A 12662-nucleotide genomic window follows, 5' to 3' on the forward strand; every position below is an offset into this window, starting at 1 on the left:
AACGGCGGGGGTCGCCAAGTCTGGTCAAAGGCGCAGGGCTTAGGACCCTGTCCCGTAGGGGTTCGAGGGTTCAAATCCCTCCCCCCGCATGCCATATTTTAGGCAGAGCTGTTTGAATTAGGATCATCTTCGGGTGTTATATTTGAGATTTTAGGTTTGTGTTGTTAGGGTTTTCCATGAGAGTTGGAATTATGGTTTTGAGGTTTGGGAGCTTCTCTTTTGTTAAGTGTTTGAAGTATATGGCATAGCGTTATTTACGGTCTTGTCTCCTTTCAATTAAGGAATAAAAAGAGTGTGACTGATGCGGTTGAAGCTGACAGACGGAGACTTGATTTAGACCTTACTTCCTATACTAGATTTTGAATGCAAGATTTCTTATGGAAATACCTTAGCATACTTTCATCGCCACCAAAAAATTCAATAAATCGCTCTACATCTTTCATGTTTAATTTAATGGGCCTCATCTCTACGCTACAGCCTCTAAAGGAATATCGTAAAAGGTTCCTGCAACATTTACAAGCTGGTTCTTAGCTTCTCCGAGATCTGTGCGGCTTTCTCGCAGTGTTCACACTCTGCCTGATGTGGCGTATGCTATAATCAAAGGGAAGGCTATTGTGAAGTCTGCGACGACTGTGACGAGGTTTCCTTCCTCTTTTGCCTTCCCCCATGAGATCGCCTCCTCTAAGGAGGCGCCTGAGAGACTGCCGCCCTCAGGCCTATCCATGATTATCTGCACGGCTGCGTCTGCGCCGCCCCTCAACATACAGGCTCCTAAAGTGAAGTGTTTGGGAACTCCGCCCCCCAGTATGATAGCCCCAATCTTCTTAGCTCCATAGACCAGGTCAGCCATCCGGCTCATATCAGATTGGAGATCTACTTGGAGTGCATTCAGCTGACCATAAGTCCAGAGGTGGAGGCCCAACATCGAGTCGAAGATTCCAGGCGAAAATATTGGTACACCTCTCTCAGCGGCACTGGCTAAGATTGAAGTTTCAGCTTTCAAACCCCGGCCGAAGGCTTCGAGGATGGTGGAGACTGGCACCTTGCCAACTCCCCCCTCCTTGCCTGCGGCCAAGGTTTCAAGTGTCCTATGGACCCATCTCTCCAGCTGCTTGAAGGCTGCCTGATCCGTGTAGATGTCGCCGATCCGTCCTATACCCCTCCTCCTCAGTGCTGAATCATCCGCCCGTGCATCCCCTCTTATATGCCTGAATCCCAGACCTTCTATGATGTCATGGGTCAGGTTGGCGCCGTTGCTTACCAGAGCGTCAATATGCCCCTTCCTGACGAGTTCGGATACTATTGCCCCCAACCCCCCGGGGACAACTGGGCCTGCCATCGCTAGGAAGATGGTGAAGTCAGGATCCTCAAAGAACTCCTTTACGAGCTCAGCTGCCTTCGCCAGTCTTCCTCCACCTAAAACGCCACTAGATCGCATGGCGGCTATGATCTCTGAGGCTCGAGCGTCAGGGCATATCTTCATCTGTTTAACATATTCCAAGAGACTCCCCTTGCTATAAAATTGGCAGGCTTACTGCTGTCTTCAGCCTTTAACCCGTATCAGTTTAGTTCTGCCCATAATCCTCCAATGCTCGACCTCGACGCCGCTACTTAGCTTCGATTTTATCTCGTCCTCGGTTGGCATCGGCGCCTCGAAGATCTCATAAGTTTCGAGATCCATCAACTGCACCGAATTTTCCGAGAGAGATATGACTTGGGAGGTTCTCTTTTCAATTGTAGGTACCTCAACCTTACCGTCCACAGGGCTCACTATACTCCTCTTTACATTGTCGAATAGGCCGATGGCTACTATCCGAGCTTTAGCTGAACCGTGTTTTCCAGGTTTAGACTTCTCATACTCCACGATCTTACAAGGTTCACCCTCTATCAGAATGTATTGCCCTGGCTTTAACGAGCCGATGTCAACAGGCCTACTCATCCACACCACCAACCGAATCTAAACCAGCAATGCTAGCAGTAAAAAACGAGTTCCAAAACATGGAATTACGGGCAAGCTTAGCCATAATCTTTACAAGTTTTGCCATCCTAACTAACCCACCTTCTTACGCTTACATAGACCTTATAGGCTCACTTTTATTATTTAAAAAGTTTTTACTACCTCAAACCGTTTACTCGATACATGCCCAGTCATCGAAAATTTTTTCCTCCTCCCTACCCCACCATAAATGAAAACCCAGCAGTCGAGCCACATTTAATCTTCTATGGTCCGCAAGGTATACGTGCATTCTCGTGCTAGGAGCATGGAACGGTCGTTCCATTAGAGTTCCATATATACAAACTCGGAGGATAACTTTGGGCGGGTGAACTATGTGGAAAGGTTTGGTATTCTGTTTCTGGTCTCTGTATTAGTCGTGGCTTCAGCTATATTGCCAACTGGTGCTAATGCCGCGAATACCGAGATCCAAAAGGCTGAACGGATGCTGGAGACCGCGGAGAAGGTTGGGGAGATAGTTGACAGAGTTTTTGAACGTGCAAACCAAATGAACTTGACTATACCGGAGAGCAGTATAATAGCTAGAGATGAGGGAGATGCGTTATTTGCAAAGGCCCAAACAGCCTACGCCGCGGGCAACTACACTCAGACTAGAGAGTTGGCGTTCACTGCGATGCACCAATACAGGCTGGCCTTAACCCCTCTAGCAGTCTTGCTGGAAGAGGGTGAACTTACTTTACAAAGTCAACTGCGCATGCAAGAGGCGATAAGACGGCGTGAACAGTTCCTCTTTAGAGTGCAATCCATATTAGAGCGAGCCAGAGCTGCCGGGTTGAACACCACTAGCATCGAGGAGAGGTTAGCTGTGGCTGTGGAACATCTAAACAACACCAGGGCTCTACTCGCTCAGGGCTACGTTAACACCTCCGCAAAGGAACTTGGCAGAATCCAGTCCAGCTTCGCTGGCGTTGTCGATGACATACAACACCTCGCGAGGGAGCACAATTATAAGAGGATCGTCAACTTCACCGATCGCCAGGGTGGTCTTCTGCGTAACCTCGAGAAGCTTATCGGGAAAGCTGAACAACTCAACTTGGACACTGCCAGCGCGACTTCAAACTTAGAAGAGGCGAGAGAAGCTATAGAAGAAGCTCAGAGTCTGATTGAGCAGGGAGATGTCGACGAAGCCATAGCAAAGGTGAAAGAGGCAAGGAAAGAAATTAATGAAGCCTTTAAGGACCTAAACGCACAAGGGAAGCAGAAAGGCGGAGGCACACATGGGCATCACTCTTGGAAGACACCTCACTCAGTCCAAACGCCATTCAACGACCTACCTCCATAGTCAAAGGATGAGCTATACAGGGGGAGTCATCGCCTACTGGAAGATTCCCCTATCCTTTGCCATACTTTTTTCCCTAGCAGCTCTCCCAAACGTTGTTATAGCCCAGAATGAAACCTACACTCCGGAGAGCCTGACCTTCACACTATATAGAGACGGTGTAGCTCACGTTAAGTATACTCTAACCGTAAATGCCACATGGCCGGCGATAGACGTATCCCTCTTTGGTGGAGGGTTTGAAGGTTTTACGGCAGTTGACCAAGATGGCGTGGTATTAGACTATAGAGTATATGAAGACTTTGTGGAGATTTACACTTTGGGTGTCTCTAAGGTGAGCATCGAGTATGACACCCAATTTCTTACCACGAAGGAGGGGGGTCTATGGTTTTTCTCGATCGACGCCCCCGTCGAGTTCACAGTTGAACTGCCCGAGGGCTCAACTATAATCGACCTTACTTCTGTTCCTCTAGAGATTCGAGCAGGAGATGGACACTCAGTCCTACTCATGCCACCCGGAGTTCAGGAAGTCGTTTATATCCTGGGCGTGTTGCCGGAGGGGCCAGAGAAAACCGTCCTGTCGCAATATCTGATCCTCGTAGGGGTTGTGTGTGTAGGTGTAATTGGGGGGTTCGCATTAATCCTACTTAAACGTCGGAGGGAGCCTAGGTGGGACGCTTACGTGAAACGCCTACTAAAGAAGTACCCCGACCTTCGCCCTGATGAGCAGGCAGTTATAAATTTCCTAGCAGTCTCGGGCGGCTCCGCACTTGAAGCTCATATCAGGAACGCAGTTGGTCTTCCCAAATCTTCCGCGTGGAGGATAGTTAAAGGACTTGAGGAGAGGGGGCTTGTCTCCGTGGAACAGATCGGACAGCAGAACTATGTCAGGCTTAGAAGGGATGCTTTAAGCAAAAGTGACGAGTAGGACCTCCAACTAAAAGTTATACCATCCTCACTCCGAAGTCTCCGAACGTTTAAATCCCTCTTGTTTCATTTGCGGATTACCCTATCCATGAAAAGGTCTAGGAACCTTTTGCCTTCAACACTAACGCAGATATCGACATTCGGCTTCTTCCGGGGCATAATCCAACTCCTCCGCTCTACGACTGTCTGCCCCCTAGTCAACTCACCTTTGGTCTCGATGTCGACATAAAACGGTTTAGTCCTTACGAGAGTCAGATCCACCGCCACGGCGACTGTTAGGGGGTCATGGAGGGCTACATACCCGAATCTCTCCATTAAACTCCTAGTAGCCTCAACTGCAAATCTAGCCGTCTCAGTATCCGCCCTCTGCATCTCTGCATAATGCTCCTTCCTGAGACAGGCTTCAGGGTTCATCGTCACATCGAGGCCGACCGCCGTGATACTTATGCCAGAATGATATACAATATTTGCTGCCTCAGGGTCGGAGTAGATGTTGAACTCTGCAACTGGCGTTTGGTTCCCATAACCGTAACGTGTGAGCCCGAAGGCGCCGCCCATCGATATCAGTCTATCCACCTTCTTGGCCACTTCAGGCTCTTTCATAAGAGCTGAGGCAATGTTGGTGAGAGGCGCCGTAGAGATAATAGTTAAACTCCTCCTCCCAGTCGATAGAGCCTGCTCTATGATGAGGTCTGGGGCGCGGATCTTCCCAGGCTTCATTCTTCCAACGGGTAGGGTTGCTCCTCCTAGCCCATCCTTTCCATGGATGGACTGCGCATCGATACGCCTGCCCTTTAACGGTCTGGCCATACCCCTAGCAACGGTGACCTCAGCTTTTAGAAGCTCCAGCACCTTTAGCACGTTAAGGGTCGTCTTCTTCAGACTGAGGTTTCCGAAGACCGTTGTTATGGCAGAGACCTCTAACTCTTCAGACCTCAAAGCCATTATCAAGGCTAACGCATCATCGATTCCAGGGTCTACGTCTAATACTACGAGCTTCCCCATAGCGGCACTGCCTTCCCTAACATGTTAATGTGGCTCTAAACCCTTGCATCCCACTTAGCCACACTCAGCCGTCTGCATCTTACTCTCCCACACTTCGCCTAAAGCCCCGTTGAGAGCAACGCCCATCCATATTATCACGTTTATGAGTACCGCGCCAATCAATATTGCTGGTTCACCCTATAAGACAATTCAAGAATCTGCTTAATCCCGATATGTGCGCGTTTGAGTAGTTTAAGCCCTTAAACCTTAATAGAGGCTAGAAAGATATGAACTCCTCTAACATTTCGAGGTCCTCCTAAATGATAAAGGGTGGATACGTTCAAAGGATAGCTAGAGTGAATCTTGAATGGAAGAGGGCGAAGTTAGAGCATGTAGAAGATCAGTTTGCAGTTAAATATACTGGTGGGAGAGGTTGGGGGGCAAGGATCCTCTATGATGAGATTAAAAGTAAGATAGGGGGCTTCGACCCCCAGAACAAGATAGTCGTAGCCAGCGGCCCCCTATCAGGTCTTCTCGTACCCGGCTCCGCAAAGATAAGCTTCAGCGCGATCTCACCTGCTACCGGGCTCTACGGCGACAGTAACTTAGGTGGCGAATTCTCGGTAGCCCTAAAAAAGAGCGGCCTTGACGCTCTAATAATTGAAGGAAAGGCGGAGAAGGAGACATACCTCGTCATTGATGGCGGCTCGGTTGAGTTTAGAGATGCTGGCAGTCTCTGGGGTATGCTGTCTCTCGACGCTGAGGACGCCTTAAAGAGAGAGCTAGGTAGGGACTACCAGATCGCTGTGATAGGACCTGCAGGAGAGAATCTGGTCAAGTTTGCCGCTATAACCTCTCGCCAAGGTCGGCAGGCCGCCCGTTGTGGAATTGGGACGCTGATGGGTTGGAAGAAGCTCAAAGCTATAGCCGTTAGAGGTGATAGGAGTATCCCAGTTGCAGACTCCTCAAAACTTCAGCGTGTCTATGAGGAAGCCGTCGAACACCTAGTTAAACATCCGTCGCTGAAGTTGTGGCATAGGGAAGGCACACTACAGCTAGTAGAATGGGCGAACGAGGCAAGCTGCCTGCCGACTAGGAACTTCAGGGAAGCTCAATTCGAGTATGCGGATAGGATTGGCGGGAAGGCGATGGAATCTACCACACGTATCCATAACAAGTCATGTTACCTTTGCCCAATAGGGTGTGGGCAGATTAACGAGGTTAAGGGTGTTAGGGTTGAGGGGCCAGAGTATGAAACTGCGGCAATGATTGGTAGCAACTGCGCCCTAACTCGGGTTGAAGATCTAATTTACGCTAACTACATATGTGACCAGCTTGGCCTGGACACAATCTCCGCAGGGAATACCGCAGCCTTCGCTATTGAGTGCTTTGAGAGGGGATTGATAAATATTGAAGACACGGAGGGGATCGAGCTTAGGTTTGGAAACGCCGACGCCCTTTACACACTCTTCGAGCGCATAGCGTATCGGAAGGGGATAGGTGAGATATTAGCAGAAGGTGTTAGGTATGCTAGCCGTAAAGTAGGAAAAGGCTCTGAACGGTTCGCTATGCATGTGAAGGGGTTAGAGATAAGCGGCTACGATGTGAGGGCGGCTCAAGCAATGGCCTTAGCCTACGCCACAGCCGACATAGGTGCCCACCATAACCGAGCTTGGGCGATAACGTATGATATGAAGACCGATAGATGCTCCTATGGGGATGACAAAGTTCAGTGGGTTATCTACCTCCAGCATGTGAGGCCTATGTTTGACGCATTAGGTGTCTGCAGATTTCCATGGGTTGAGCTAGGGTTAGAGCTGGACTTCTACGCGCAGTTCTACTCAGCAGCCACAGGCATCGAGACAACCCTTCAGGAACTCTTGAAGAGGTCTGAGATTAGCTGGAACCTGACACGTCTCATAAACCTGAGACAGGGCCTTACACCAAAAGATGACTGGCTACCTGACAGGGTCTTCGACGACCCTATACCCTCAGGCTCTCTCAAGGGGGCAAGCTTGAATCGTGATGCCTTCGGGCGCATGGTCAAAAGCTACTATAGGCTACGGGGCTGGAGTGATGATGGCGTGCCAACTAAGGAGAAACTCCTCGAGTTAGGGTTGGAGCAAGCTGCCTAGGAGCTGTAGTCTAATGGCTGGTATGAAGATAGGCGTCATTGGCGCTGGGAGGATGGGTGAGGCTTTGATCTCAGGCTTCCTGAGATCGGGCGCCGTCAAACCAGCTGAGATCATAATATACGATACCTCCATGGAACGGTTGGCGTACATCACTCAGAAGTATAATCTTGAATGTTGCTCAGACTGTGAAACTATAGCTGAAGTCAGCGACATCGTCATAATATCCGTAAAACCTAAAGACGCCAAAACGGTTTTGGAGTGTCTGGGGAGTAAGATTACACCTAATAAGACCGTCGTCTCCGTGGTAGCTGGACTTACTACAAAGTATATCTCACAGCATTTCCCTCTAGGAGTTCCGGTCATTAGGGCTATGCCCAATATAGCTTGCGCCGTGGGAGATGGTATGATAGCGATCTCACCTTCCCGTGGCACCTCGCAAGAGAGCCTTAAGGTTGTGCAGAGCTATCTTAACCTCGTCGGTAGGCCGCTCATACTTGAGGAGAAATACTTGAGTGCAGTGACAGGCCTTAGTGGGAGCGGGCCAGCATATGTTGCTTTGGTAGCGGAGGCATTAGCCGATGCAGGGGTTAAACTTGGTCTCTCAAGGGAAGACGCTGAGCTTTTGGCATCCCAGACGATATTGGGCACTGGCAGGATGTTGTTAGAGTTTAGCGAACCACCCAGTAGTCTAATAGGTAGGGTTGTGACCCCGGGTGGAACCACGGCCGAAGGGCTACGTGAGCTTGAGAAAGGGCAGTTTAAGGAAGTTCTTTCAGCCGCCGTGATAGCCGCGGCAAAGAAGGCTGAGGAACTTGAGACCCGTTAATTGAGTGTGGCATCTTTAGTAAATGTTTTGTTACTCGGTTCTGGCATAATCCTTTAATGTCTCTCGAAGTTTATGCCTATTGGGTATCTCATGGTTAAAGCTGGAAAACTGGTTCTAGATACCTCAGCTTTCATCGCGGGGTTAAGTCCTTCATCTCTCAATGTGGAGACTTATACAACCCCTAGGGTTGTAAAAGAGTTGAGGGGTATTTCTTCGCATTTGCGGTGCTCGATAGCAACCCAGTTGAAGAAGCTAAAGATACTTAATCCCGCCCAGTCGTCAATAAATGCCGTGGAGAGGATTTCTTCAGCTCTAGGGGACATAAAGAGCCTCTCTAAGGCAGACCTGAGCATTCTAGCTCTGGCATTCGAGCTCAAGGCTCAGGATATGGATGTTGCCATTGTGAGCGACGACTATTCGGTTCAGAATATCGCCGAGTATATGGGTATCAAGTATCAAAGTGTCTCCTCAGGAGGGATAAGGTTCAAGATCAGGTGGGTGCTCCGCTGTGCAGACTGCAGGAGAATCTTTCCTTCAAACTTCGCCGGCGCTGTCTGTCCTGTATGTGGCGGTGATGTTAGAAGGAAGGCCGCCTATAGGACTTACTGCGATCCTACAAAAGGTAAAAATCAAGACGGCAAACCAACATAATTAGATATGAATAGTATAAACTTGCCACCTAATCCTATGTTTATATTATATATTATTGTTAGGCTCATAATAAAGATCGAGAGGTTTGAGTTGCAATGTCTGGTTGCGAGGCGCTATTGAACAAAGCCCTAGAATTAAAGAAGAAAGGCCTCAGCGTCAGAGAGATAGCCGATGAATTAAATCTTCAAGTAGACACAGTAGACTGGCTTCTTCTCCACGAGAAGGAACGGGCGAGAGCTCCTCCACCTATGGACTATGCTGTAAACTGGTCTGCCATAGGTTGTAGCACTAGGAGGCTGAGTCAGATTGGCTGGGCTATGGCTGATATCGTGAGAGAGAGCCGCGCCAACAACGAATTCGAAGACTTTGATGTGGTCGTCGGGATAGAGTTATCAGGGCTGCCTCTCGGTTTGATGGTGGCCGACGACTTGGAGAAACCCTTCGCCGCTGCAAGAGCAGCTAAACCCACAGGAACAGCTGAGGGCTCACGGTATCTAACTGGGACGATCAGCATGAACTTCTCATCAGTTGAGGGCAAGAGGGTTCTGCTGGTTACGGACGTAATAAGCACTGGCATAATTTTGAGGGATGTGATAAGGTCTCTGAAAGAGCTTCAAGCTACACCTGTAGCCATGGTTGCCTTCGTGGACAAGCGGGGGGGTGGGGACATAGAGGGTGTACCGGTCAAGGCGCTAGTTAGCCTCATCCCATTTAAGAGATAGCCCATCGAAAAACGCTTACACCACCTTATGCTCCATGTGCAGCTTTGAAGAGAGTCTCGATCTTGCGGAGAGATTTTTTTTTCTCTAAGGACGTTATAAAACACCTCCATGCTGTTTATGGGGATGATGTTGCAGAGGTTGTAAAGGCGCTTAAGACCCCCGGTTTGGAGTACAGTATAAGAGTTAACACACTTAAAGCCAACCCGGAAGAAGTTTGTGCAAAGTTTGTTGGAAGAGGGCTTAAAGCTAGGCTCCATTCAGTCTTGAAGGAGATAATTTTGATACATGTAGAGGGCCCCTTCCCAGTCCCCAGCCTTCCAGGTAGGGTGGTCGTTGATAAGTATGCGGCTGAGGCGGTTCTTATGGGCTCTCATGTGTACGCTCCCGGCGTTAAGGAGTGTAGAGGGCTCAAAAAAGGAGATGAGGTTTCAGTGATGGATAGATACTTCCAAGTGGTTGGTGGGGGTGTTGCTAAGATGAGCGAGAGCGAGATACTAAGGTTGAGGAGGGGCTTAGCCGTGGAGATAACCCACCCCAAGTATAGAGTGCCGAGCTTAAGGGAGAGTAAAGAGTTCGAAGACGGCTACATCTACCCACAATCTCTCCCAGCCTCGCTCACCAGCCGAGTCCTAGATCCTCAACCGGGGGAGACAATCCTCGACCTCAACTGTGCTCCTGGGGGGAAACTCTCCCATATCAGCCAGCTTATGGGATCTAAGGGTCTCGTTATCGGTGTGGATTGCAGAGCAAAAAAGATAGAGGCAACCCGGCAAACTTTGAGTCGTCTAGGATGCTTTAGTAATGTACGGCTTATAGTAGCTGACAGCCGTTATCTCGATATAGATTATCCCTCAATAAAAGTCGACCGTTGTCTAATCGACCCACCATGTAGCGCCTTAGGACTTATGCCTAAGCTCTACGCTCACACGACCGAGGCTGAGATCGATGCGCTCGCAAATTATCAGAGACAATTTATCAGGGTGGCGGCTAAGACAGTTAAGCCTGGAGGACGGATAGTCTATAGCGTGTGCACATTAACCCTAGATGAGTGTGAGAAAGCTGTAAAGTTCGCGGTTGAGAGCTGTGGCCTCAAGGTTGAAGAGCAAGAGCCTTTCCTTGGCTCCCCAGGGTTGGAGTGGGTGACGTCTGAGGCGTCTCTCGCTCAGAGATTTCATCCGCATGTTCATGGGTCTGGTTATTTCATAGCCTGCTTCCGAAGACCTGTCGCACTTTCCTAGTTTACGGCAGCCTTATCATGGAAGTCTTCGAATAAATAAAACTGGAGAGGTGGTTGTGGAGCCTTGGTTGGCAAAGTTGGGATTCACAAGAAGGGTGAGATTTCACTCGAGTCAATTCTTGAGGAGATTCGTCGAAATCCTTCACTTGAGATGGCTGGAGCAATAGCCTGTTTCGTGGGCATTGTTAGGGGCTATAGTCCGGATGGGAGTCGGGTTGAGGAATTACAATATGAGGCATACGAGGAGGAGGCTATTCTAGCGATGGATAGAATTCAGTCTGAGATCTGCCATAGAGAAGGCATATTGGATGTTCACATTCACCACATAGTGGACTCGCTCAAAGTCGGTGAAGAGATACTTTACGTCGTTGTGGCTGGAAGGTCGAGGGGGGATGTGTTCCCAGCGTTGTCCGAAGTCGTCGAGAGGTTGAAAGGCGAAGTCCCGATCTTCAAGAAGGAAATATTAAGTAGTGGGTCCTCCTATTGGGTTTCCGAGGTTGCATATCAAGGTAAAAGTCATCAAACAAAGATTTGAAAACGGAAAAAATTAAAAAAAGTCTCCGGTAGAAGGTTAGATTTTTATGATAATTTTTTAGTAAGCTGCTTCTATTAACATCACATTTCAATATCGGCGCTCGCGTCTCTCTCCGAACCTACCCCTCCTGAAACCTCCACGTTCACCACCGCCAAACTCGCGTTGGTATACACGTTCGGAGAGGTTGTTCTGCGTGTTCACTTCCGGCAGTTCTGCATCTATTTTCGTAAGTTTACCGTATCTTCCAACATTCAACCGCATAGACCCTCGAAACAGTGACACAAAGCCGTTCTCCAACTTCAGTTTATCGTCGGGCTGAACCTGATCTATAAGGTCATCCCACAACGTTAATAGTATGCACCCTGAGTCGTCTCCCACCAGCGCCTCCGCCACCCTGTGGTTCGAGCCATCCGCTCTAGAGGTTATCTGCCGTTCCTCGAACTTCTTCGAAACCCTCAGATCCATTTCCACACCGCGAGACCCGACCTGTAGGTCGCTGACCTTCAATATTCACTCACCACTCCTTTGCTACCAGCCTCAGTGAAGCCTACGTACAGCCCACCGAGGTGGTGGCGTATCAACCTAACTAATGAAGTCTATGCTTATAAATCTGAGCCCATATCGGTATACGAGGGGGCGGAGTGGTGTGCGGCCTCCTTACAAACTTGTAGCCTTCGATCTAGATGGTACATTAGTTGAACAAGTCAGCAGTTGGGGGACTCTCCACCGGTACTTTGGGACTGAGGCAGCAGTTGAGGGGGACCTCTCAGCCTATGAGCATGGAGAGATTGATTATGCCGAGTTCATGCGACGGGACATAGCCCCCTGGCCTAAACCCCTCCACATCTCCACAGTCCAGAAAGCTCTAACGAACTATACCCTTGCACCCGGAGCAGAGTTGGTTGTGAGGGAACTTGAGAGGAGAGGCTATAAGGTTGCAATCATATCAGGTGGGATAGACATTCTAGCCAGCCAAGTGGCAGAAAGGTTATCTATAAGTAAGACCGTCGCAAACGGTCTCGCAGCAGACTCGGACGGCTATCTCACTGGTGAGGGTATCCTCCGAGTTGACCCTATAAATAAACATTTAGTACTGAAACATATCGCTAAAGAGTGGGGGTTAACTTTGAGCGAGTGTGTAGCGGTGGGTGATGGCATGTTCGATGGAAACTTTTTGAAGCATGCAGGGTTGGGTGTAGCCATCGGCTCAAATGTGAAACTTCGAATGGTCGCTGGGGTGATAGTGCCCAGTCTAAAGGCAATTTTAAAGTTCCTATAACAGGTACATAATTATTCGAGGTATATCTTTCGCAGCTGGAATTTACGACGCTGTCTATCAGGCATGCGCGCTAGGC

Annotated in this window: 13 protein-coding genes and 1 tRNA gene; 10 read left to right on the forward strand and 4 right to left on the reverse strand. The window is 49.1% G+C overall.

The annotated features are described in order from the left end of the window. Positions 1 to 4 precede the first annotated feature (4 nt). A tRNA-Leu gene (locus tag QXJ75_05360) sits at positions 5 to 89 on the forward strand. A gap of 476 nt (positions 90 to 565) precedes the next feature. Here QXJ75_05360 and QXJ75_05365 read toward each other — a convergent pair. Next, positions 566 to 1501 carry a deoxyhypusine synthase gene (locus QXJ75_05365; protein MEM3737492.1) on the reverse strand — a complete coding sequence of 312 codons (936 nt, stop codon included), beginning with the start codon at positions 1499 to 1501 and terminating at the stop codon, positions 566 to 568. Positions 1502 to 1543: 42 nt separating this feature from the next. Then, positions 1544 to 1939 (reverse strand): translation initiation factor IF-5A, encoded by a 396-nt coding sequence (locus QXJ75_05370; protein MEM3737493.1) that lies wholly within the window; start codon positions 1937 to 1939, stop codon positions 1544 to 1546. Positions 1940 to 2321: 382 nt separating this feature from the next. Between QXJ75_05370 and QXJ75_05375 the strand changes: the two genes are divergently transcribed. After that, on the forward strand, positions 2322 to 3296 hold the full coding sequence (locus QXJ75_05375) for a hypothetical protein (GenBank protein MEM3737494.1): 975 nt from the start codon (positions 2322 to 2324) through the stop codon (positions 3294 to 3296). Further along, positions 3232 to 4218: a hypothetical protein gene (locus tag QXJ75_05380; GenBank protein ID MEM3737495.1), complete on the forward strand. Its 987-nt coding sequence runs from the start codon at positions 3232 to 3234 to the stop codon at positions 4216 to 4218. The genes QXJ75_05375 and QXJ75_05380 overlap by 65 nt, the downstream gene beginning before the upstream one ends. Positions 4219 to 4283: 65 nt before the next feature. On the opposite strand, the gene QXJ75_05385 is transcribed toward QXJ75_05380, so the two are convergent. Further along, positions 4284 to 5222, reverse strand: a complete 939-nt coding sequence (locus tag QXJ75_05385) for a nucleoside hydrolase (GenBank protein MEM3737496.1) — start codon at positions 5220 to 5222, stop codon at positions 4284 to 4286. Between the two features lie 299 nt (positions 5223 to 5521). Between QXJ75_05385 and QXJ75_05390 the strand changes: the two genes are divergently transcribed. The 6 genes from QXJ75_05390 (at position 5522) to QXJ75_05415 (ending at position 11307) form a co-directional block, all read left to right on the forward strand. After that, positions 5522 to 7336: an aldehyde ferredoxin oxidoreductase family protein gene (locus QXJ75_05390; GenBank protein MEM3737497.1), complete on the forward strand. Its 1815-nt coding sequence runs from the start codon at positions 5522 to 5524 to the stop codon at positions 7334 to 7336. A gap of 13 nt (positions 7337 to 7349) precedes the next feature. Continuing rightward, complete coding sequence (gene proC / locus QXJ75_05395) at positions 7350 to 8162, forward strand: pyrroline-5-carboxylate reductase (GenBank protein ID MEM3737498.1); 813 nt, start codon at positions 7350 to 7352, stop codon at positions 8160 to 8162. Positions 8163 to 8252: 90 nt separating this feature from the next. Continuing rightward, positions 8253 to 8813, forward strand: a complete 561-nt coding sequence (locus QXJ75_05400) for an NOB1 family endonuclease (GenBank protein MEM3737499.1) — start codon at positions 8253 to 8255, stop codon at positions 8811 to 8813. A gap of 95 nt (positions 8814 to 8908) precedes the next feature. Further along, positions 8909 to 9535, forward strand: coding sequence for an orotate phosphoribosyltransferase-like protein (locus QXJ75_05405; protein ID MEM3737500.1), 627 nt, complete (start codon positions 8909 to 8911; stop codon positions 9533 to 9535). Between the two features lie 62 nt (positions 9536 to 9597). Continuing rightward, on the forward strand, positions 9598 to 10773 hold the full coding sequence (locus QXJ75_05410; protein ID MEM3737501.1) for an RsmB/NOP family class I SAM-dependent RNA methyltransferase: 1176 nt from the start codon (positions 9598 to 9600) through the stop codon (positions 10771 to 10773). Positions 10774 to 10836: 63 nt separating this feature from the next. Further along, positions 10837 to 11307, forward strand: a complete 471-nt coding sequence (locus QXJ75_05415) for a molybdenum cofactor biosynthesis protein MoaE (protein MEM3737502.1) — start codon at positions 10837 to 10839, stop codon at positions 11305 to 11307. Between the two features lie 87 nt (positions 11308 to 11394). Here QXJ75_05415 and QXJ75_05420 read toward each other — a convergent pair whose 3' ends face one another. Then, positions 11395 to 11814, reverse strand: a complete 420-nt coding sequence (locus QXJ75_05420) for a hypothetical protein (GenBank protein ID MEM3737503.1) — start codon at positions 11812 to 11814, stop codon at positions 11395 to 11397. A gap of 91 nt (positions 11815 to 11905) precedes the next feature. Here QXJ75_05420 and QXJ75_05425 point away from each other — a divergent pair, with 91 nt between their 5' ends. Then, positions 11906 to 12586: an HAD-IB family phosphatase gene (locus QXJ75_05425; GenBank protein MEM3737504.1), complete on the forward strand. Its 681-nt coding sequence runs from the start codon at positions 11906 to 11908 to the stop codon at positions 12584 to 12586. Positions 12587 to 12662 lie beyond the last annotated feature (76 nt).

This window comes from Candidatus Bathyarchaeia archaeon (genome assembly GCA_038883335.1).
Taxonomy (GTDB): domain Archaea; phylum Thermoproteota; class Bathyarchaeia; order Hecatellales; family Hecatellaceae; genus JAVZMI01.